The sequence below is a fragment of the Vibrio sp. OPT24 genome, from assembly GCF_015163545.1.
GTDB classification, from domain to species: Bacteria; Pseudomonadota; Gammaproteobacteria; order Enterobacterales; family Vibrionaceae; genus Vibrio; species Vibrio cyclitrophicus.
Genome location: NZ_JADDYI010000013.1, coordinates 66,055 through 86,170, shown reverse-complemented (window position 1 = coordinate 86,170; position 20,116 = coordinate 66,055). Strand labels below are relative to the sequence as shown.

General features: G+C 44.8%; 35 protein-coding genes. 25 read left to right on the top strand and 10 right to left on the bottom strand.

Annotated elements, in window-relative coordinates; all coding sequences use genetic code 11:
* Window positions 1–13: 13 nt before the first annotated feature.
* From rplB to rplQ, 24 genes are all read left to right on the top strand, one after another.
* Window positions 14–838 (top strand): 50S ribosomal protein L2, encoded by an 825-nt coding sequence (rplB, locus tag IQO02_RS03565; protein WP_010435149.1) that lies wholly within the window; start codon window positions 14–16, stop codon window positions 836–838.
* Between the two features lie 19 nt (window positions 839–857).
* On the top strand, window positions 858–1,136 hold the full coding sequence (gene rpsS, locus IQO02_RS03560) for a 30S ribosomal protein S19 (protein WP_004736729.1): 279 nt from the start codon (window positions 858–860) through the stop codon (window positions 1,134–1,136).
* A gap of 10 nt (window positions 1,137–1,146) precedes the next feature.
* Window positions 1,147–1,479, top strand: a complete 333-nt coding sequence (rplV, locus tag IQO02_RS03555; RefSeq protein ID WP_004736732.1) for a 50S ribosomal protein L22 — start codon at window positions 1,147–1,149, stop codon at window positions 1,477–1,479.
* 18 nt (window positions 1,480–1,497) lie between these two features.
* Window positions 1,498–2,196, top strand: coding sequence for a 30S ribosomal protein S3 (gene rpsC, locus IQO02_RS03550; protein ID WP_004736734.1), 699 nt, complete (start codon window positions 1,498–1,500; stop codon window positions 2,194–2,196).
* A gap of 11 nt (window positions 2,197–2,207) precedes the next feature.
* Window positions 2,208–2,618, top strand: coding sequence for a 50S ribosomal protein L16 (rplP, locus tag IQO02_RS03545; protein WP_004736736.1), 411 nt, complete (start codon window positions 2,208–2,210; stop codon window positions 2,616–2,618).
* Entirely contained in the window at window positions 2,618–2,809 is a 192-nt protein-coding gene (gene rpmC, locus IQO02_RS03540; RefSeq protein WP_004736737.1) for a 50S ribosomal protein L29, read from the top strand. Before rplP ends, rpmC begins: the two co-directional genes overlap by 1 nt.
* Window positions 2,809–3,063 (top strand): 30S ribosomal protein S17, encoded by a 255-nt coding sequence (gene rpsQ / locus IQO02_RS03535; protein WP_004736739.1) that lies wholly within the window; start codon window positions 2,809–2,811, stop codon window positions 3,061–3,063. The genes rpmC and rpsQ overlap by 1 nt, the downstream gene beginning before the upstream one ends.
* A 162-nt stretch (window positions 3,064–3,225) precedes the next feature.
* A complete protein-coding gene (rplN, locus tag IQO02_RS03530; RefSeq protein WP_004736740.1) occupies window positions 3,226–3,597 on the top strand; it encodes a 50S ribosomal protein L14 in 372 nt (123 codons plus the stop codon).
* An 11-nt stretch (window positions 3,598–3,608) separates the two neighbouring features.
* Window positions 3,609–3,926 (top strand): 50S ribosomal protein L24, encoded by a 318-nt coding sequence (gene rplX, locus IQO02_RS03525; protein ID WP_004738792.1) that lies wholly within the window; start codon window positions 3,609–3,611, stop codon window positions 3,924–3,926.
* Window positions 3,927–3,950: 24 nt separating this feature from the next.
* Entirely contained in the window at window positions 3,951–4,490 is a 540-nt protein-coding gene (gene rplE / locus IQO02_RS03520; protein WP_004738790.1) for a 50S ribosomal protein L5, read from the top strand.
* A gap of 16 nt (window positions 4,491–4,506) precedes the next feature.
* Window positions 4,507–4,812, top strand: coding sequence for a 30S ribosomal protein S14 (gene rpsN, locus IQO02_RS03515; protein ID WP_004738789.1), 306 nt, complete (start codon window positions 4,507–4,509; stop codon window positions 4,810–4,812).
* Window positions 4,813–4,841: 29 nt separating this feature from the next.
* Window positions 4,842–5,234 carry a 30S ribosomal protein S8 gene (rpsH, locus tag IQO02_RS03510; protein WP_009847785.1) on the top strand — a complete coding sequence of 131 codons (393 nt, stop codon included), beginning with the start codon at window positions 4,842–4,844 and terminating at the stop codon, window positions 5,232–5,234.
* A 10-nt stretch (window positions 5,235–5,244) separates the two neighbouring features.
* Entirely contained in the window at window positions 5,245–5,778 is a 534-nt protein-coding gene (gene rplF, locus IQO02_RS03505) for a 50S ribosomal protein L6 (RefSeq protein ID WP_010435141.1), read from the top strand.
* A 9-nt stretch (window positions 5,779–5,787) separates the two neighbouring features.
* Window positions 5,788–6,141, top strand: a complete 354-nt coding sequence (gene rplR / locus IQO02_RS03500; protein WP_004738784.1) for a 50S ribosomal protein L18 — start codon at window positions 5,788–5,790, stop codon at window positions 6,139–6,141.
* A 14-nt stretch (window positions 6,142–6,155) separates the two neighbouring features.
* Window positions 6,156–6,656: a 30S ribosomal protein S5 gene (gene rpsE, locus IQO02_RS03495; RefSeq protein WP_004738783.1), complete on the top strand. Its 501-nt coding sequence runs from the start codon at window positions 6,156–6,158 to the stop codon at window positions 6,654–6,656.
* Window positions 6,657–6,663: 7 nt separating this feature from the next.
* Window positions 6,664–6,840 carry a 50S ribosomal protein L30 gene (rpmD, locus tag IQO02_RS03490; RefSeq protein WP_004736756.1) on the top strand — a complete coding sequence of 59 codons (177 nt, stop codon included), beginning with the start codon at window positions 6,664–6,666 and terminating at the stop codon, window positions 6,838–6,840.
* A 5-nt stretch (window positions 6,841–6,845) separates the two neighbouring features.
* On the top strand, window positions 6,846–7,280 hold the full coding sequence (gene rplO / locus IQO02_RS03485) for a 50S ribosomal protein L15 (RefSeq protein ID WP_004736758.1): 435 nt from the start codon (window positions 6,846–6,848) through the stop codon (window positions 7,278–7,280).
* Window positions 7,281–7,300: 20 nt separating this feature from the next.
* On the top strand, window positions 7,301–8,635 hold the full coding sequence (gene secY, locus IQO02_RS03480; RefSeq protein ID WP_004738781.1) for a preprotein translocase subunit SecY: 1,335 nt from the start codon (window positions 7,301–7,303) through the stop codon (window positions 8,633–8,635).
* Window positions 8,636–8,676: 41 nt separating this feature from the next.
* On the top strand, window positions 8,677–8,790 hold the full coding sequence (gene rpmJ / locus IQO02_RS03475) for a 50S ribosomal protein L36 (protein WP_000868186.1): 114 nt from the start codon (window positions 8,677–8,679) through the stop codon (window positions 8,788–8,790).
* Window positions 8,791–8,938: 148 nt separating this feature from the next.
* Window positions 8,939–9,295, top strand: coding sequence for a 30S ribosomal protein S13 (rpsM, locus tag IQO02_RS03470; protein WP_004738779.1), 357 nt, complete (start codon window positions 8,939–8,941; stop codon window positions 9,293–9,295).
* A 19-nt stretch (window positions 9,296–9,314) separates the two neighbouring features.
* On the top strand, window positions 9,315–9,704 hold the full coding sequence (rpsK, locus tag IQO02_RS03465; RefSeq protein ID WP_004738778.1) for a 30S ribosomal protein S11: 390 nt from the start codon (window positions 9,315–9,317) through the stop codon (window positions 9,702–9,704).
* 31 nt (window positions 9,705–9,735) lie between these two features.
* Window positions 9,736–10,356: a 30S ribosomal protein S4 gene (rpsD, locus tag IQO02_RS03460; RefSeq protein ID WP_004738777.1), complete on the top strand. Its 621-nt coding sequence runs from the start codon at window positions 9,736–9,738 to the stop codon at window positions 10,354–10,356.
* A 22-nt stretch (window positions 10,357–10,378) separates the two neighbouring features.
* Window positions 10,379–11,371, top strand: coding sequence for a DNA-directed RNA polymerase subunit alpha (locus IQO02_RS03455; RefSeq protein WP_004729813.1), 993 nt, complete (start codon window positions 10,379–10,381; stop codon window positions 11,369–11,371).
* Between the two features lie 24 nt (window positions 11,372–11,395).
* Window positions 11,396–11,776 (top strand): 50S ribosomal protein L17, encoded by a 381-nt coding sequence (gene rplQ / locus IQO02_RS03450; RefSeq protein WP_004729812.1) that lies wholly within the window; start codon window positions 11,396–11,398, stop codon window positions 11,774–11,776.
* Between the two features lie 242 nt (window positions 11,777–12,018).
* Here rplQ and IQO02_RS03445 read toward each other — a convergent pair whose 3' ends face one another.
* Window positions 12,019–12,513 carry a DUF2780 domain-containing protein gene (locus tag IQO02_RS03445; protein ID WP_010435125.1) on the bottom strand — a complete coding sequence of 165 codons (495 nt, stop codon included), beginning with the start codon at window positions 12,511–12,513 and terminating at the stop codon, window positions 12,019–12,021.
* 136 nt (window positions 12,514–12,649) lie between these two features.
* On the bottom strand, window positions 12,650–13,270 hold the full coding sequence (locus IQO02_RS03440; RefSeq protein WP_008220519.1) for an FKBP-type peptidyl-prolyl cis-trans isomerase: 621 nt from the start codon (window positions 13,268–13,270) through the stop codon (window positions 12,650–12,652).
* A gap of 213 nt (window positions 13,271–13,483) precedes the next feature.
* Between IQO02_RS03440 and IQO02_RS03435 the strand changes: the two genes are divergently transcribed.
* Window positions 13,484–14,062, top strand: coding sequence for a LysM-like peptidoglycan-binding domain-containing protein (locus IQO02_RS03435; protein WP_016799479.1), 579 nt, complete (start codon window positions 13,484–13,486; stop codon window positions 14,060–14,062).
* 58 nt (window positions 14,063–14,120) lie between these two features.
* On the opposite strand, the gene IQO02_RS03430 is transcribed toward IQO02_RS03435, so the two are convergent.
* The 8 genes from IQO02_RS03430 to IQO02_RS03395 all read right to left on the bottom strand — a co-directional run bounded on the left by IQO02_RS03430 (window position 14,121) and on the right by IQO02_RS03395 (window position 20,105).
* Window positions 14,121–14,969: a DMT family transporter gene (locus tag IQO02_RS03430; protein WP_016799478.1), complete on the bottom strand. Its 849-nt coding sequence runs from the start codon at window positions 14,967–14,969 to the stop codon at window positions 14,121–14,123.
* Complete coding sequence (locus IQO02_RS03425; RefSeq protein WP_010435116.1) at window positions 14,969–15,421, bottom strand: GNAT family N-acetyltransferase; 453 nt, start codon at window positions 15,419–15,421, stop codon at window positions 14,969–14,971. The genes IQO02_RS03430 and IQO02_RS03425 overlap by 1 nt, the downstream gene beginning before the upstream one ends.
* Window positions 15,422–15,478: 57 nt before the next feature.
* Complete coding sequence (locus tag IQO02_RS03420; RefSeq protein ID WP_016783710.1) at window positions 15,479–16,045, bottom strand: Crp/Fnr family transcriptional regulator; 567 nt, start codon at window positions 16,043–16,045, stop codon at window positions 15,479–15,481.
* 95 nt (window positions 16,046–16,140) lie between these two features.
* Window positions 16,141–17,895 (bottom strand): lysophospholipid acyltransferase family protein, encoded by a 1,755-nt coding sequence (locus IQO02_RS03415; protein ID WP_016799477.1) that lies wholly within the window; start codon window positions 17,893–17,895, stop codon window positions 16,141–16,143.
* 12 nt (window positions 17,896–17,907) lie between these two features.
* The gene (locus IQO02_RS03410; RefSeq protein ID WP_010435109.1) at window positions 17,908–18,351 is read right to left on the bottom strand and encodes a hypothetical protein; all 444 of its coding nucleotides are present in this window, start codon (window positions 18,349–18,351) and stop codon (window positions 17,908–17,910) included.
* A gap of 10 nt (window positions 18,352–18,361) precedes the next feature.
* Entirely contained in the window at window positions 18,362–18,799 is a 438-nt protein-coding gene (locus tag IQO02_RS03405; protein ID WP_016768653.1) for a YHS domain-containing (seleno)protein, read from the bottom strand.
* Between the two features lie 12 nt (window positions 18,800–18,811).
* Window positions 18,812–19,561, bottom strand: a complete 750-nt coding sequence (locus tag IQO02_RS03400) for an NRDE family protein (protein ID WP_016788484.1) — start codon at window positions 19,559–19,561, stop codon at window positions 18,812–18,814.
* A gap of 1 nt (window position 19,562) precedes the next feature.
* On the bottom strand, window positions 19,563–20,105 hold the full coding sequence (locus IQO02_RS03395) for a hypothetical protein (RefSeq protein WP_016790851.1): 543 nt from the start codon (window positions 20,103–20,105) through the stop codon (window positions 19,563–19,565).
* Window positions 20,106–20,116: the final 11 nt, after the last annotated feature.

Genomic DNA, 20,116 nt, shown 5'->3' with positions numbered 1-20,116 from the left:
AGGAGTAGTAAAAATGGCTATTGTTAAATGTAAGCCGACTTCCCCTGGTCGTCGTCACGTCGTTAAAGTTGTTAACGCTGACCTACACAAGGGTAAGCCATACGCACCACTTCTAGAGAAAAACTCTAAGAACGGTGGTCGTAACAACAACGGTCGTATTACAGTACGTCACATCGGTGGTGGTCATAAGCACCATTACCGTGTAATTGACTTCAAACGTACTAAAGATGGCATCCCAGCGAAAGTTGAGCGTCTAGAATACGATCCAAACCGTAGTGCTAACATCGCTCTAGTTCTGTACGCAGACGGTGAGCGTCGTTACATCATTGCACCTAAAGGTGTTAACGCAGGCGACCAGATTCAATCTGGCGTAGATGCTGCAATCAAAGCAGGTAACACTCTGCCGATGCGCAACATCCCAGTAGGTTCTACTGTACACTGTGTTGAACTTAAGCCTGGTAAAGGTGCTCAACTAGCTCGTTCGGCTGGTGCTTATGCTCAAATCATCGCTCGCGATGGTGCATACGTAACTATCCGTCTACGTTCTGGTGAAATGCGCAAAGTACTTTCTGAAGGTCGTGCAACGATCGGTGAAGTTGGTAACTCTGAGCATATGCTACGTGAACTTGGTAAAGCTGGTGCTTCACGCTGGCGCGGCGTACGTCCAACCGTACGTGGTGTAGTAATGAACCCGGTGGATCACCCACATGGTGGTGGTGAAGGCCGCACATCTGGTGGTCGTCACCCAGTATCTCCTTGGGGCGTTCCTACTAAGGGCTTCAAGACTCGTAAGAACAAGCGCACTGACAAGTACATCGTACGTCGTCGCACTAAATAATTTATAAAGAGGAATCGCCATGCCACGTTCTCTCAAGAAAGGTCCTTTTATTGACCTACACTTGCTGAAGAAGGTAGAGAAAGCGGTGGAAAGCGGAGACAAAAAGCCTATTAAGACTTGGTCCCGTCGCTCAATGATCATCCCAACAATGATTGGTTTGACCATCGCTGTCCATAATGGTCGTCAGCACGTTCCAGTTTTCGTTACCGAAGAAATGATCGGTCACAAACTGGGCGAATTTGCACCAACTCGTACTTATCGCGGTCATGCTGCAGATAAGAAAGCTAAGAAGAAATAAGGAGTAGATGATGGAAGCTTTAGCTAAACATAACTTTGCTCGTATTTCTCCACAGAAAGCTCGCTTAGTTGCAGACCAAATTCGCGGTAAGTCGGTAGACCAGGCTCTAGAAATTCTAACTTTCAGCAACAAAAAAGCTGCTGTATTAGTTAAGAAAGTTCTTGAGTCAGCTATCGCTAACGCGGAACATAACGAAGGTGCAGATATCGACGATCTAAATGTCGCTAAAATCTTCGTAGATGAGGGCCCTATCATGAAGCGTATTATGCCTCGTGCTAAAGGTCGTGCGGATCGTATCTTGAAGCGTTCAAGCCACATCACTATTGTTGTAGCAGATCGCTAAAGACTAGGAGAGTAAGCAATGGGTCAGAAAGTACATCCTAATGGTATTCGTCTTGGCATCGTTAAGCCTTGGAATGCTACATGGTTTGCTAATACCAACGAATTCGCTGACAACCTAGACGGCGACTTCAAGGTACGTCAGTTCCTTACAAAGGAACTACAAAAAGCATCATTATCTCGTATCGTTATCGAGCGTCCAGCTAAGAGCATCCGTGTGACTATTCACACTGCTCGCCCTGGCGTTGTTATCGGTAAGAAAGGTGAAGACGTAGAGAAGCTACGCGCAGCTGTAGCTAAAATCGCAGGTGTACCAGCGCAAATTAACATCGCTGAAGTACGTAAGCCTGAGCTAGATGGTCAGCTTGTAGCTGATAGCATCGCGTCTCAACTAGAGCGTCGTGTTATGTTCCGTCGTGCAATGAAGCGTGCGGTACAAAATGCTATGCGTCTAGGCGCTAAAGGCATCAAAGTACAAGTAGGCGGCCGTCTTGGCGGTGCTGAAATCGCACGTTCAGAGTGGTACCGTGAAGGCCGTGTGCCTCTACACACTCTACGTGCAGACATTGATTACGCAACTTCTTCGGCTCACACTCAATACGGTGTGATCGGCATTAAAGTTTGGATCTTCAAAGGTGAGATTCTAGGCGGTATGCCAGCTGCTAACGCAGTAGAGCCAAAAGGCGATAAGCCTAAGAAGCAGCGTAAAGGCCGTAAGTAAGGAGTCGAACGATGCTACAACCAAAACGTACTAAGTTCCGCAAGGTTATGACTGGTCGTAACCGTGGTCTAGCTAAAGGTACTGAAGTAAGCTTCGGCGAATTCGGTCTTAAAGCTGTTGGCCGTGGTCGTCTGACTGCACGTCAAATCGAAGCGGCACGTCGTGCTATGACACGTCACATTAAGCGTCAAGGTCAAATCTGGATCCGTGTTTTCCCAGACAAACCGATTACTGAAAAGCCTCTTGAAGTTCGTCAAGGTAAAGGTAAAGGTTCAGTTGCGTACTGGGTTGCTCAAATCCAACCAGGCAAAGTTATGTACGAGATGAATGGCGTACCTGAAGAGTTGGCACGTGAAGCGTTCCGCCTAGCGGCACGTAAACTGCCTGTTAAAACTACTTTTGTAACTAAGCAGGTGATGTGATGAAAGCACAAGATCTACGCGAAAAGAACGTTGAAGAGCTTAACGCTGAGCTATTGAATTTGCTACGTGAACAGTTCAACTTGCGCATGCAAGCTGCAACTGGTCAACTTCAGCAAACTCATACTCTAAAAGCTGTACGCCGTGACATCGCACGTGTGAAAACTGTTTTGACTGAAAAGGCAGGCGCATAATGAGCGAAACTAACCGCATCCAGCAAGGCCGTGTAGTAAGTGACAAGATGGACAAGTCTATCGTTGTTGCTATTGAACGTACTGTAAAACACCCGATTTACGGCAAGTTCATCAAACGCACGACTAAAGTACACGCACACGACGAAGACAACACTTGTGGCCTAGGCGACAAAGTTGAAATCGCTGAGTGTCGTCCTCTGTCTAAGACTAAGTCTTGGACATTGGTTAAAGTTCTAGAAAAAGCGAAGATTTAATCTTTGTAATTCTATAACTTATAAGCGGCTCCAAATTATTTTTTGGAGCCGCTTGTTTTTTGTCTACCCAATTTAAAAAAAGGGTGGTACAATTCGCGTCCCTTTTAAAGAGGCAGCCCGACCCGAGAGGGTCTAGTTTTAATATTTAGCGGAGCACTAACAATGATCCAGATGCAAAGTACACTTGACGCAGCAGATAACTCTGGCGCGCGCAAGGTAATGTGTATTAAGGTTCTGGGTGGCTCTCACCGCCGTTATGCACATATCGGTGACGTCATCAAGGTTACAGTGAAGGAAGCGATTCCTCGCGGTAAAGTAAAGAAAGGTGATGTTCTGAAGGCGGTAGTAGTGCGCACCCGTAAAGGCGTTCGTCGCCCAGACGGTTCTGTCATTCGCTTCGACAGTAATGCTTGTGTATTGTTAAATGACACTACTGAGCAACCAGTCGGCACACGTATCTTTGGTCCTGTGACTCGTGAACTTCGTAACGCGAAATTCATGAAGATTGTATCACTAGCACCTGAAGTTCTGTAAGGAGCGGCAACATGGCAGCTAAAATCCGTCGTAATGACGAAGTAATCATTCTTGCTGGTAAAGATAAAGGCAAGAAAGGTAAAGTAACTAAGGTTCTGACAACTGGTAAAGTTATCGTTGAAGGCATCAACCTTGTTAAGAAACACCAAAAGCCGGTTCCGGCTCTAGGTCAACAAGGTGGCATCGTTGAACAAGAAGCAGCTATTGATGCTTCTAACGTTGCTGTTTTTAACGCGGCTACTGGTAAAGCAGACCGTATCGGTTTCCGTATCGAAGATGGCAAGAAAGTTCGTTTCTTCAAATCTAACGGCGAAACTGTTTCTAACTAATTAGAAGTAATTTGGAGTTCTACTATGGCGAAACTGCATGATTACTACAAGTCGTCTGTAGTCGCTGAGCTTACCAAAGAGTTCAGCTACACAAGCGTCATGCAAGTCCCTAGGATTGAGAAAATCACCCTAAACATGGGCGTTGGTGAAGCAATCAACGATAAGAAACTGCTAGAAAACGCAGCAGCTGATATGGCAACGATCTCTGGTCAAAAGCCACTTATCACTAAAGCGCGTAAATCTGTAGCTGGTTTCAAAATTCGTGAAGGCTACCCAATTGGTTGTAAAGTAACCTTGCGTGGTGAGCGCATGTGGGAATTTTTAGAGCGTTTAATCTCTATTGCACTTCCACGTGTACGTGATTTCCGTGGTGTTAGCGCTAAGTCTTTTGACGGTCGCGGTAACTACAGCATGGGCGTTCGCGAGCAAATCATCTTTCCGGAAATCGACTACGATAAAGTCGATCGCGTCCGCGGTCTTGATATCACTATCACGACTTCTGCGGGTTCCGATGAGGAAGGCCGAGCTCTGCTGGCTGCCTTTAACTTCCCATTCCGTAAGTAAGGGTAGGGTTACTGTTATGGCTAAACAATCAATGAAAGCACGTGAAGCTAAACGTGCAAAACTAGTAGCTAAGTTCGCTGAAAAGCGTTCTGCGCTAAAAGTTATCATTAGCGATGTAAACGCATCTGAAGAAGATCGTTGGAATGCGGTTCTTAAACTGCAATCTCTTCCACGTGATTCAAGTGCATCACGTCAGCGCAACCGTTGCAACCAAACTGGTCGTCCACACGGTTACCTACGTAAATTCGGTCTAAGCCGCATTAAGGTTCGTGAAGCTTGCATGAAAGGCGAGATTCCGGGTCTTCGTAAGGCTAGCTGGTAATTGCCACTTAATCATTTGGAGTAAATCTTATGAGCATGCAAGATCCGATTTCGGATATGCTGACCCGCGTTCGTAACGGTCAGGCAGCAAACAAAGTTGCTGTAAAAATGCCTTCTTCAAAGCTTAAAGTTGCAATTGCTGCATTACTTAAAGCTGAAGGTTACATCGTAGACTTCGCTGTTGACAGCGAAGCAAAACCTGAGCTAGAAGTTACTCTTAAGTACTTCCAAGCTAAACCTGTAATCGAGCAAATCAAGCGTGTATCACGTCCTGGTCTAAGAGTTTATAAAAATAAAGACTCTTTACCTACAGTGATGGGTGGTCTTGGTATTGCAGTTGTTTCTACTTCCAAGGGTCTGATGTCTGACCGTGCTGCTCGTAAAGCAGGTCTTGGCGGTGAAATCATCTGTTACGTAGCTTAAGGAGTAGATTATGTCTCGTGTTGCTAAAGCACCTGTCGCTATTCCAGCTGGCGTAGAGGTGAAACTAAACGGCCAAGAAGTTACTGTAAAAGGTAGCAAAGGTGAGCTTACTCGCGTTCTTAACAGCGCCGTAGTTATTGCACAAGAAGAAAACAACCTAACTTTCGGTCCGAAAGAAGGTGTTGCTAACGCATGGGCACAAGCTGGTACAGCTCGCGCTCTAGTTAACAACATGGTTGTGGGTGTTACTGAGGGCTTCACTAAGAAGCTAACTCTTAAGGGTGTTGGTTACCGTGCTGCTATGAAAGGCAACTCTGTAGGTCTAACTCTTGGTTTTTCTCACCCAGTAGAGCACGCTCTACCTGAAGGTATTAAAGCTGAGTGCCCTAGCCAAACTGAGATCATTATTACTGGTTGCGATAAGCAAGTAGTAGGTCAAGTTGCGGCTGACATTCGTTCTTACCGTGCTCCTGAGCCTTACAAAGGTAAAGGTGTTCGTTACGCAGATGAAAATGTGCGTACTAAAGAAGCTAAGAAGAAGTAAGGTATCACTATGGATAAGAAAGCATCTCGCATCCGTCGTGCTACACGTGCACGTCGTAAGATTGCAGAACTTGGCGCAACTCGCTTGGTAGTACACCGTACTCCTCGTCATGTTTACGCACAAGTTATCGCGGCAAACGGCTCTGAGGTTATCGCAGCTGCTTCTACTGTAGAAAAAGCGATCCGTGAGCAAGTTAAGAACACTGGTAACGTTGATGCAGCTAAAGCAGTTGGTAAAGCTGTTGCTGAGCGCGCTCTTGAAAAAGGCGTAGCTTCGGTTGCATTCGATCGTTCTGGTTTCCAATACCACGGTCGAGTAGCGGCGCTAGCAGAATCTGCTCGCGAAGCTGGTCTGAAATTCTAAGGTAGGGTTGGAAGATGGCTAAAGAACAACAACAAGCTAATGATTTGCAAGAAAAGCTGATCGCTGTTAACCGTGTATCTAAGACGGTTAAAGGTGGTCGAATCATGAGCTTCACTGCACTAACAGTAGTTGGTGACGGTAATGGTCGCGTAGGTTTCGGTTACGGCAAAGCTCGTGAAGTACCTGCTGCGATTCAAAAAGCAATGGAAAAAGCGCGTCGTAACATGGTTACTGTTGCGCTTAACGAAGGCACTCTTCACCACCCGGTGAAAGGTCGTCATTCGGGCTCTAAAGTTTACATGCAGCCAGCTGCAGAAGGTACAGGTGTTATTGCCGGTGGTGCAATGCGTGCTGTACTTGAAGTTGCGGGCGTACATAACGTACTTTCTAAAGCATACGGTTCAACGAACCCTATCAATATCGTTCGTGCAACGATTGGTGCTCTAGTAGACGTTAAGTCACCAGAAATGGTTGCTGCTAAACGTGGTCTAACTGTTGAATCTATTTCGGAGTAAGAACACGATGGCAACTATTAAAGTAACTCAAACTAAAAGCTCAATTGGTCGCCTACCTAAGCACAAAGCGTGCCTTAAAGGTCTAGGTCTTCGTCGCATCAACCATACAGTAGAACTTGAAGATACACCGTGCGTACGCGGTATGATCAACAAGGTTTACTACATGGTTAAGATTGAGGAGTAATCAGAATGCGTTTGAATACTCTATCACCGGCTGCTGGCTCTAAACCTTCTAAGAAGCGTGTAGGTCGTGGTATCGGTTCTGGCCTTGGTAAAACAGGTGGCCGCGGTCACAAAGGTCAAAAGTCACGTTCTGGCGGCTCTGTTCGTCCAGGTTTTGAAGGCGGTCAAATGCCTCTAAAACAACGTCTACCTAAATTCGGTTTCACTTCTCGTAAGAGCCTAGTGTCTGCTGAAGTTCGTCTAGCTGAGCTAGCGAAAGTAACAGGTGACGTAGTTGATCTTAACAGCCTTAAAGCTGCTAACGTTATCACTAAGAACATCGAATTTGTTAAGATCGTTCTTTCTGGTGACCTAAGCAAAGCTGTGACTGTTAAAGGTCTACGCGTGACTAAAGGCGCTAAAGCTGCAATCGAAGCTGCAGGCGGTAAAATCGAGGAATAATCTCGAGGAACGAGGTACAGATGGCTAAGAAACCAGGACAAGATTTTCGTAGTGCTCAGAGCGGCTTAAGTGAACTAAAGTCGCGCTTATTATTCGTAATTGGTGCACTTTTAGTATTCCGAGCCGGCTCTTTTGTGCCGATCCCTGGTATTGACGCAGCTGTACTTGCCGATTTGTTCGATCAGCAAAAAGGTACCATCGTTGAAATGTTTAACATGTTCTCCGGTGGTGCTCTTGAGCGTGCATCTATATTAGCATTGGGTATCATGCCGTACATTTCGGCATCGATCGTAGTCCAATTGCTAACTGTAGTTCATCCAGCGTTAGCGGAACTCAAGAAAGAGGGTGAAGCAGGCCGTCGTAAGATAAGCCAATATACACGCTACGGCACGCTTGTACTTGCAACATTCCAAGCTATTGGTATCGCAACAGGCTTACCAAACATGGTCGACAATCTGGTTGTTATCAACCAAACCATGTTTACGCTTATTGCTACCGTGAGTTTAGTAACTGGTACCATGTTTTTAATGTGGTTAGGTGAACAAATCACTGAGCGAGGAATCGGTAATGGTATTTCCATTCTGATTTTTGCAGGTATTGTTGCTGGATTGCCTTCTGCAATCGGTCAAACAATCGAGCAAGCGCGTCAAGGTGAATTGCATGTGCTTCTTCTGCTGTTGATTGCTGTATTGTCTTTTGCTGTTATTTACTTCGTAGTTTTCATGGAACGTGGTCAACGTCGTATCGTCGTTAACTATGCGAAACGTCAACAAGGTCGTAAAGTTTTTGCAGCACAAAGCTCTCACTTGCCTCTTAAGATTAATATGGCAGGTGTTATTCCAGCGATTTTTGCATCAAGTATTATTTTGTTCCCAGGAACATTAGCGCAGTGGTTTGGTCAAAATGGTGAAAGCAGCGCGTTCGGTTGGTTAACTGACGTGTCATTAGCTCTTAGCCCAGGTCAACCTTTGTATGTAATGCTTTATGCAGCAGCTATAATCTTCTTCTGTTTCTTCTATACAGCGTTGGTGTTTAACCCTCGCGAGACAGCTGATAACTTGAAGAAGTCTGGTGCATTCGTACCCGGTATCCGCCCAGGTGAGCAGACAGCGAAATATATCGATAAAGTGATGACTAGACTAACCCTTGCGGGCGCTCTATACATTACTTTTATATGTCTGATTCCTGAATTCATGATGGTCGCGTGGAACGTTCGTTTCTACTTCGGCGGCACATCACTACTAATCGTAGTGGTAGTTATCATGGATTTCATGGCACAGGTACAGACTCATCTGATGTCACAACAGTATGATTCTGTGTTAAAGAAAGCGAATCTGAAAGGTTACGGCCGTTAATTCGGTAGTAATTATTTCGATTCCATTTACGGAGTTTAGCAATGAAAGTTCGTGCTTCCGTTAAAAAAATCTGCCGTAACTGTAAAGTTATCAAGCGTAACGGTGTCGTTCGCGTGATTTGCAGTGAGCCAAAGCATAAGCAACGCCAAGGCTAATCAGCAGAAATTTTTACTTGAAATACTAGGTAGAGTCGAGTATATTCCTCGGCCTACCTTTTGCGTGCAAAAGAAGTAGTATGCCGCAGCGTATCCATAACGGGCTTTGCTGCGGATAATTCTTTTATGAACCCCTTAGGAGTGAATAATGGCCCGTATAGCCGGCATTAACATTCCTGATCATAAGCATTCTGTAATTGCACTTACTGCAATCTACGGTATTGGTAAAACTCGCTCTCAAGCTATTCTAGCTGAAGTGGGTATTGCTGAAGATGCTAAGATCAGTGAACTAACTGAAGAGCAGATCGATCAACTGCGTGATGGTGTAGCTAAATACACTGTAGAAGGTGATCTACGTCGTGAAGTATCGATGAACATCAAGCGTCTTATGGACCTTGGCTGTTACCGCGGTCTTCGTCATCGTCGCAGTCTACCACTACGTGGACAGCGTACTAAAACCAACGCTCGCACCCGTAAGGGTCCGCGCAAGCCGATCAAGAAATAGTCGGATAAGGTAGAGTACAATGGCAAAACAACCAACTCGCGCGCGTAAGCGCGTACGCAAGCAAGTAGCTGATGGCGTAGCGCACATTCATGCTTCTTTCAACAACACAATCGTAACTATCACTGACCGTCAAGGCAATGCTCTTGCATGGGCTACAGCAGGTGGTTCAGGTTTCCGTGGTTCTCGTAAATCTACTCCGTTCGCAGCACAAGTTGCAGCTGAGCGTTGTGGTGAAATGGCTAAAGAATATGGCCTAAAGAACTTGGAAGTTATGGTTAAGGGTCCAGGTCCAGGTCGCGAATCTACTGTTCGTGCACTGAACGCTGCTGGTTTCCGTATCACTAACATTGTTGATGCGACACCAATCCCTCATAACGGTTGTCGTCCACCTAAGAAACGTCGCGTTTAAGTTTCGTTTCTAGGAATATTGGAGAAAGATCATGGCAAGATATTTGGGTCCTAAGCTGAAGCTTAGCCGTCGCGAAGGTACTGACTTATTCCTTAAGTCTGGTGTCCGTGCGATCGATACCAAGTGTAAAATTGATAACGCACCAGGTGTACACGGCGCTCGTCGCGGTCGTCTATCTGAGTATGGCGTTCAGCTTCGTGAGAAGCAAAAAGTTCGTCGTATCTACGGCGTTCTAGAAAAACAATTCCGCAACTACTACAAAGAAGCTGCACGTCTTAAAGGCAACACGGGTGCAAACCTGCTTCAGCTTCTTGAAGGTCGTCTTGATAACGTAGTTTACCGTATGGGTTTTGGCGCTACTCGTGCTGAATCTCGTCAACTAGTTAGCCACAAGTCTATCCTAGTTAACGGTAAAGTTGTAAACGTTCCTTCTTTCAAAGTAGCGGCAAACGACGTTGTTTCTATCCGCGAGAAAGCTAAACAGCAATCTCGTATTAAAGCGGCTTTAGAAGTTGCTGAACAACGTGAAAAGCCAACTTGGATTGAAGTAGATGCTGGCAAAATGGAAGGTACATTCAAGCGTATGCCTGAGCGTTCTGACCTATCAGCTGACATCAATGAACACTTGATCGTCGAACTTTACTCTAAGTAAGGTTAAAAAAAGAGAGGACACAATGCAGGGTTCTGTAACAGAATTTCTTAAGCCGCGTCTTGTTGACATTGAACAGATCAATACGACACACGCGAAAGTAACTCTTGAGCCATTAGAGCGCGGTTTCGGCCACACTCTAGGTAATGCTCTTCGCCGCATTCTTCTATCTTCTATGCCGGGTTGTGCCGTAACAGAAGTTGAAATTGAAGGTGTGCTACACGAATACAGCACTAAAGAAGGCGTTCAGGAAGATATCCTGGAAATCCTTCTAAACCTTAAAGGTTTAGCTGTACGCGTTGCTGAAGGCAAAGATGAAGTGTTTATTACACTGAACAAATCAGGCTCAGGCCCTGTTGTTGCAGGTGACATCACCCACGATGGTGATGTAGAGATCGCTAACCCTGAGCACGTAATTTGTCACCTAACGGATGACAATGCTGAGATCGCTATGCGTATCAAAGTAGAACGTGGTCGTGGTTACGTTCCAGCTTCAGCTCGTATCCATACTGAAGAAGATGAGCGTCCTATCGGTCGTCTACTAGTTGACGCTACTTACAGCCCGGTTGATAAAATCGCTTACGCTGTAGAAGCAGCACGTGTAGAACAACGTACTGATTTAGACAAGCTTGTTATCGATATGGAAACGAACGGTACTCTAGAACCTGAGGAAGCAATCCGTCGCGCAGCTACTATTTTAGCTGAACAATTGGATGCGTTCGTAGATCTTCGTGATGTACGTGTACCTGAGGAGAAGGAAGAGAAGCCAGAATTCGATCCTATCCTACTACGTCCTGTAGACGATCTTGAACTAACAGTTCGCTCTGCTAACTGTTTGAAAGCAGAAGCGATTCACTACATCGGTGATCTTGTACAGCGCACTGAGGTTGAGCTACTTAAAACGCCAAACCTTGGTAAGAAATCTCTTACAGAGATTAAAGATGTGCTTGCTTCACGTGGTCTTTCTCTAGGCATGCGTCTAGAAAACTGGCCACCAGCGTCAATCGCTGAAGATTAATCGAAAAGTTAGAAGGATTAGGTCATGCGCCATCGTAAAAGTGGTCGTCAACTCAACCGCAACAGCAGTCATCGCAAAGCGATGTTCAGCAACATGGCTAGCTCTCTTGTTCGTCACGAAGTTATTAAAACTACCGTGCCAAAAGCAAAAGAACTACGTCGCGTAATTGAGCCATTGATTACCCTAGCTAAGACAGACAGTGTTGCTAACCGTCGTCTTGCATTTGCTCGCACTCGTGATAACGAAGTGGTAGCAAAACTATTTAATGAACTAGGCCCGCGTTTCGCGGCTCGCCAAGGTGGTTACACTCGCATTCTTAAATGTGGTTTCCGTACTGGTGATAAAGCTCCAATGGCTTACATTGAGCTTGTAGACCGCCCAGCTGCTGAAGAAGCTGCTGAGTAATCTAAACTAGATTCTTAATACAAAAGCCGAGCATTAGCTCGGCTTTTTTGTATCTGTAGAGTAAGGAAATGTACATTAAGAACTTGTACCATGATGTTTGGCATTTTTACTTGCTTGATCTGAGCCATTTTCCAAAAATATCTCCTTTCTTCCACGTACAAAAAAGAGCACCTCTGTGCTCTTCTTATCGATATTATTCCGCTAATCGCTAATCGCTAATCGCTAATCGCTAATCGCTAATCTTATTGCCAAACAGCTGCAAGTGAATCCATTAGGCCACTGGTCGCACCTTGGGATTGAAGTGCTTGAAGAATGATTGGCGCAAACGTGCTGATCATTGACGAATCCATTCCTAAACCTGAGAAAGCACTTTCAACCGCGCCTTGCGAATTTAGTACCGATGTTAGGCCAGTAGATTCAAGCGTAGACATTCCTGGAATGAGTGACGCAAGCTCGTTGTTATCTGCTGTGCCAAGTGAATTCTGTGCAAGAGCGAGCATCGAACCAATCCCGCCAACAGCTTGATCGCTCGTAACTGATGCTTGATTGGCAACGGTATCTGCCAGAGGTGTTGTTTCATTTTGTTGAGACCACATATTCACCGCAGCCATAAGTGCAGTTTGAGTCAATTGGGAATAGTTGGTATCAGAAGTAGAACTGGTTGTGCCAGAATCGCTAGTGCTAGCGCAAGAGACAACAGCAAGGCTGCTTAAAACAGTGATGAGTACTTTCTTCATTATTTGTCCTTAAGTAATAAAGTCATTTACTCTTCCACTATAAACGAAAAACGGCGATGTAGTCACATCGCCGTTGGATTATTTTAATTTTATTTGCCTATATAGTAATTTGTTTTACTGAGGCTTTTTATAAAAATTAAAGAATAGCTAGAAGTTCTACTTCAAATACTAGAGCAGCAAATGGTGGGATTGCAGCACCTGCGCCACGCTCACCGTATGCTAGATCTTGAGGGATGTATAGCTTCCACTTAGAGCCAACAGGCATCATTTGTAGAGCTTGTACCCAGCCTTGAATTACGCCAGTTACTGGGAATTCAGCTGGTTGACCGCGAGATACAGAGCTGTCGAAAACAGTACCGTCAGTTAGTTCGCCATGGTAGTGAACACGTACTTGCTTGTCTGCAGTTGGGATTTCACCAGTACCTTCAGTTAGTACTTCGTATTGAAGACCAGACTCAAGAACTGTTACTTCTGAACGAAGAGCGTTGTCAGCTAGAAAAGCTTCGCCATCTGCAGCAGCAGCTTTAGCTAGTTCTTGACGTGCAGCTTCACCACGAGTGTGTAGTTCTTGTAGTGCGTTGTTGATTTCGTCAACTTCGATAGCTGGCATGTCACCAACTAGAGCTGTTGCGATACCAGCAGCAATTGCGTCAACGTTTAGGCCTTCAAGACCAGAACCAGCAAGTTGTTGGCCCATTTGTAGACCGATACCGTAGCTAGCTTTTTGCTCTACAGTTTCAAATTTTACTTCAGACATGAAAAGTCACTCTTTTTGTCAGTACGAAAAGGGTAAGAATACCAGTATTAGCAGCGTGAAGAAACGGCTAGCCTATGATCACTTGTGCTTTACCGTGCTGATATCACAGGGATGTCAATTTTCTCGCTTTGCTCTCCGTTGTGACGGAAAGATCTATACTGTTGGTACTTTGGTTTTTATACTGTAGTTATTCAATATATAGGACGCAGTGGCATGAATCGTCGTCAAAAGAAAAAGCAAAAAGTTGACCACTTAGCAGAGCTCAAGGTTCGACTGGAACAGATAAAAGCGAAATTGAACTCAATCGATATAAAGAAGATGAAGACTTCGATAACGGAAACTTGGAGTTCATTACCAAAGCTGCACCAGAGATTATTGATGGTGATTTCGCCGATTGTATTAATTTTACTTTTTGTGCCGCTACCAGAACCGAAATTGGATTCTGCTCCGATAACATCGCGCGTTGAGCTTGAGATAAACACCGTTGGTTTAAGTGAACAGCAAAATGCCAAAAGCAATTCATCAGAACCCAGTAATTGGCAAGAGTACCTTGTTAAACAAGGAGATACTCTAGCGCAGGTTTTCCGAAATAATGATTTGCCATTGTCTGATCTTAATGCCTTGGTTCGTATTGAAGGTGCTGATAAGCCACTAAGCCAGATCCGCAAGGGTCAGCTCGTTCGTTTCAAACTTGCTGAGACTGGGCAACTGGATATTCTTCAGCTAGAGAAGGGTGATACTTCGGTAATGTTCTTTAGACTGTCTGACGGTGGTTTTGGTCGAAGCAAATAGAGCGATTCTGACCCGTTAGTTAAGGCACTTCATAGACATAGATCAGTGATAAAAAGAGCTAAGCGTTAGCTCTTTTTTTTGGTCGCTTAAAAGGTGCTAGTGGTAAGATAATGAGCATTATTCCGGTAAAAGTTAATGTGTCTGGAATCTCGTTAAACCATAGCGCACCTATAAGTGCGACAAAGACTAATCCTGAATATTCAGCTAATGCTATTTGGTTGGAATGAGCTTTTTGGTAAGCGGAAACGGCAAAGCCGTTATAGCTTAATATGAGTGTTGCACTCAGGGCTATGTATCCCAAGTGCTCGACAGACACGGGTTGCCAGTATAGAAAGCACAGTATCAATGATGCAGGAATGGAAAATAGCGTTGTCCACCACAGTGTTGTGATGACGGTTTGTTCACTAGGAAGCTTTCTTACGAGTACATTAAATAGTGCGAGAGTGAGTGCTGTCCCCAAAGCAAACAGCGCTGCCCAATGAAATTGCGAAGGTCTCAATACAATCAGCGCACCAATAAAGCCTATTGTGGTGGCGATAACTTTACCGAGTGCTGGTTGCTCTTTTAGTAGAAACATCGATAGAGGCAACATCAATAAGGGCGCGACATAAAATACAGCATTAGCGGTGGCCAAAGATAAGTGAGTGATTGCAACAACCATACATCCACTACCGATTAAGATAAGCTGCCCTCGTATGAAGGTTATTTTAGCTTGTTTTAAGTGCCGTTTTTCTTTTTTCTGCTGCAGCCACAAAGGCGTAATGATGATCAGAGATATCAACTGTCGGAAAAAAATATACTGAAGTGGCGGCACTTCGCCATTCAACAGTTTTACCGTTACGTCGGAAAACGAGGCAAACAAGTTACCTGCAATCAGTAATAAAATACCGACAGTGATATTCGACATTATTTCTCTAATCTCATGTCTAGATGTGGAATATCATCTTCCAGATACATCTCAGACACCGTATTGAACCCATGGCTTGCATAGAAGTTTTCTAGGTGTTCTTGTGCACCGATGTCTATGGTCGCGTTTGGCCAAAGTTCTTCACAACGAATCAATGCCTCTTTTATCAATTGGTGCCCTAAGCCATTTCCTCTTGCTGATTGCTTGGTCGCGACACGACCGATACTGACGTTATCGTATGTGGTGCCAGGAGGGAGTATGCGTGCACACGCTACTAACTCTTTATCAGAATAACCAAGTAGGTGCTCAACACCTGTGAGTATATCTTTGCCGTCGAGCTCTGGATAAGGACAAGTTTGCTCAACCACAAATACATCGACTCTTAATTTAAGTAGTTGATACAGTTGTTGTGTTGAGAGTTCAGAAAAAGGAATTGAGTGCCAAGTGATCATGTTTACATCCAGAGATTATCGATGCTCTGAATGTACTATGCGCGATGATTGTTGGCATTAACTATTGTTAATTCGACTTTTAATTCTGCTAAGGCTGATGGCGGTTATTCCTAGGTAAGCGGCAATTTGATTGTCGTTCAAGCGCTGTTCAAGATCAGGATAATGTTCGCAGAACAGTTGGTAACGTTGTTCAGGAGTATAGAGCAGCATAAAGCGTTCTTTGTTTTCTTTATGCATGAGCTGAGTTTCTAACAACTTTAGGTATAGAGGGTTGTTTGATGCTCGCCACTCGATTACGGCGTTCATTGGCAGTTCTAACATGGTGATGGGTGTGAGCGTTTCTAATAGGTAAGGGGACGCTTGGTTTTTTATCAAGCTCTCAAAGCCTATGATCCAGTCTTGTTCCCAGTAGAATTCTTTACTGTATTGTTTTCCGTCATTAGTGAGGTAACAAGCATGACATAAGCCTTCAAGCACAAAGTAGATTGAACTCGCCATCTCACCTTGATTGATCAGGATGTGTCTTGTTGGGAGCTCAAGGGGCTTTGCGACGGCTAATAGAGATTCAATCTGATTTTCAGAGAAACCAAAGCTTTGTAGTTGTTCGATAAAAGACGTGTGCATGAAGGTGACCTAGCCCAAATAAGTGTCGAAATCATCGCACTTATTTGGGGAGAGGTACAGAATTTGAATATCAATATAGGGTCAGTATTAATGACCTAACGCTTTGAATGCTGCTCTAGATAGTCTTGAGCAAGTTCTCGGCCCATATATTTGCCTAGAGTTTTCAATGGTACCTTCTTGAGGTTGACGACAATCAAGCCATCCAAAGCATCATTAAACGATGGGTCGACGTTAAAGCACACCAGTTTACCGTTCATCCCCAGGTATTGGCGAAGCAGTACTGGTAGGCCTTTTCCTTGCTCCATACGAGCCAACACTTTAGAAAGCAGAGGGACACTCGCCAATGACGATAGTAGGTGATTCTGCCAGAACACATTATTACTGGTATTGAGTGGTGACGAAGGAGAAACCAGGTTCGCCTTTTGTTCATCGTAATGATGTATGGATAAGGTGGTCGCTATCAATAATCGTGCATTGTGGCTGTAATCATTACTGATACTTACCGGACCAAATAAATGGGTATATTGAGGGTGGTGATATACAAAGGCCGCGATGCCTTTCCATAATAGTAACAGTGAGTTAAGACTCTTTTGATAAGGTTTACTCACTACGGAGCGTCCTAGTTCAATACTGTTATCTAAGGTGTCAATGAACTCTTGATTGTAGTTAAACAGGCTACGAGAGTAGAGCTTATCAAGCCCATGCTCAGCGATTAGCTTGTCGACCATACCGAGTCGATACGCACCGACTAGTTCTGCTTTAGTTTTATTCCACACAAACAGTTGATGGTAGTAAAGGTCATACTCATCCAAATCACAGGCAAGGCCGCTGCCTTCTCCGACTTCTCTAAAGCTTTCTTCTCTGACTCGACCAATCTCGCGTATTAAGTTGGGGATAGATTGGCTTGGCGTGCAGTAGACCTCGAAGTCACCTTGCTCGAGCAGTTTCATCTCTTCAGGGAGTGAATTTATCTCTATTGCCAAGACTTCTTGTGGAATCGGAGCAATCACTTGAGTATCAAAAGAGGGCGCGTGGATTGGTGTGTTCGGGCTATCTTGTTGACTCATCAGGTAGGTATTGAGTCGCAGGTAGTTGACGATATCCATTTCTTGTTCAAACGATTTTATTTCTGAATATGGAATCGAAGAGCCAATAGAGATAGCGATCGTGGTCGCTTGCTTATTGAGGAGTTCACGGCCGAGTAGAGCTGTTCTTAATAGTGGATGGACACGGCCAGCTTGATAGAAAAGCTCACTGTTTTTACCATTGATAAAGATAGGTACCGTAGTGGCTTGATGACGTTTGACGAATTTGGCTACCGATTTGCTCCATTCGATGTCTGTCAGTGTCTTTGCCCCTTTGCGGTAACTCGAGACTTCGCCCGCAGGGAACACAATCAGCAGTCCACCATCTGCTAAGTGACGATTGGCATCTCGAATCGCTTTGGCGTTGGTTCGTTTCGATTCTTTGCTATTAAATACATCGACTCCGATGAAAAGATCATCCAGTTCAGGCAGTCGCTTGAGCAACTCATTCGCCAGTACCTTTACATCTTTCCTTACCGATCCTACGAGATCAGCAAGGATCACGCCTTCAATCGCGCCAAGAGGATGATTGGCCACAATCACCACAGGCCCATCTTCTGGAATATTCTCTGTGGTTCCAGATGAAACCGAATAGTCGATATTGAGTGCCGATAGAGTGTGATGCATAAACTCAAAGCTAGATAACTCGTTCGGTCTATCTTGATAGAGTTTGTCTAGCTTAGATAGCCCAGTTGCCCACTCGACAACAGACTCACCTAAACCAAAAGGTGTGTAACGTGGTAAACGAAAAGGACTATCAATCATAATGAAGCTACCTTATTGACTAAAGTTGTTTAGGAAACCGTCTTGATTCTTGAAATCTTTCACACTTAAAAATGCACCGCATAACCAGACTAGGCATGCCATACCAAACAATAACCCGCCGTCATAACCGACAATGTCACCCGCTGTATTGAACTCAGGCATTTGAATGCCGAGTGGCGTAAACAGGTGGAAGAAAATCGCGCCACTCATAATTCCCACTGTCATGATGGCTCCAAGGCCATGCCAGCGTGTGAATAGCAAAATAGCAGCAATCAATTCCGCGAATCCAATTAAATAGCCGCCAAGCGAGCCGAACCAACTTAGTCCAGACCATGTCGCGAGAGTGCCAAAGATATGTTCAGTCTCGTATGAGCCAGTGAACTTAAAAAACAGTGACTGAATAAACACAAACGCGATAAATGCCGCAGGGATATGCTTGGTTGGAGTGAATGTCATCGTTATTCCCTTACTTGATCAGTTTCGGCCAAACTTTATCGGCTTGTTGAATATGTTGTGCTTGGTCTTGCTCCCAGCGTTGCTTAATCTCCTGGTCGTAGTTGAGGTAAAGCTTGTTATCAACAATCGTCCATTGATGAGGGTCTCCAGGTGCAAAGTCGCTCTTGGCTGATACAGCCCAAGCGCAATAACCTCCATATTGAGGGGCATATTTTTCAGGATTATTAACAAATAAAGTCAAATTCTTTTCAGAAGAGAAATACCAGTCTGCACCCTTGTACTCGGTGCTGAATTTTTGACTGCCTTCGACGGGCTTACCGGAAGTGAAATACGCGACAGTATCGTAGCCATCGAGTGCCTTGCTGCTAAAGAATCCGGTGTAGATTTCATCGGCGGCAAATACGTACGGGCTAACAAGTAGCAGAACCATGGTTAATAGTTTTCTCATGATAGACTCCATCTATAGATTGATTGCGGGTGATAAATCGAAGGTAAAGCGCTGTTGATTTATCCGACATGGCTTAATGGGTTCGCAAGGCGAGCCAGGTGCATAAAACATCGAAGCTTGGCCGTGTAGGTTGCGTAAATGAGTAAAGCTCACCGTGTGTGCGTCTTCACGATGCATACAGGTTGCTAAATGAGGTTGTTCGCTGTGATGATGAGAGTGGAACATCAGTAAGTTCTGTTGATTCTTACCGGTTTCCATCAGCTGATCATATTTCGCTTTACGATAAGCTTGCACGCGTTCTAAATCGACACCGGATGAGAAGAGTGGAGAATCAGTGTCGACGATTTTTTGTTGAATACCATCCCACATGTAGGCGATAACCAAACCACTGTTCTGAGTTAAATTCGGGGCGAAAGCCAACAAGGTAAAAGGAGCAAAAGAGTGTAGGTCTAGCTGATGAAATGCTTCAGAGAGCTTACTGATGTTACGACTCGATGATAGGTTTTTAAGTAATAAACCGCGGCTGACCAAAGGACCAGCAGGTACTATGCCTTGATAGTTATTGAGTAGGCATAAAGAAAGCCCGAACTCATTAATGCTTATCCAACTACCACCGCCAGTAGGGTCGAGTGGCATTATGATATCGACACCGTTGACTCGATATTGTTTAGGCGGCATCGCCAGTGCTCGTGCTTTCTGTTCATCACGATTGAAAAAGACCTGATAACCATTTTCTTCAAGTAGCCAAGAGACTGAGCACATATTATTGTTCCCTCAGATAGCTGCTAGTCGTTGGGGCGTAACCAAAGGTATTGCAGGTGTCAATGTCTAGGAAGGTGGTGATCACTTTGATCATCGCGTAATGATGATTGGCATGCAGCGCGGCGAAGGTGACTTCTCTTTCTAGCGTAGAAGGTATGCTTGCGAATACTTGAGCATCCATTGAAACTTCGGTTTGGATCATGATAGGCGCTTCGAGATCCCGACGGTCTAATCGCTCAAGCCAGTTGATCACATAATGGATCTCTTTTACTGCAATTGAGCGCTCGTACTCGACGGGATGACCACGACGGCGAGTGTTGTAATCAACGGTTGCATTCTCTTTTAAGATCAAGGCGTGAAAAAGATCGAGCGTATGACGAGTATGTTCACCAATAGAGCTTGTAACGTGCGGCTTTGCTCGTGTCAGGTAGTCGCTGTCGGATATCGCTAACAAAAACTCTAGCCCCTGGTTCAATATTTCTACCGCTCCTGTGATACTTGGAGAGAAAGAAGTGAGGGCGCTTGGTTGGGCTATGGGGTTCATTCATGGTCCTC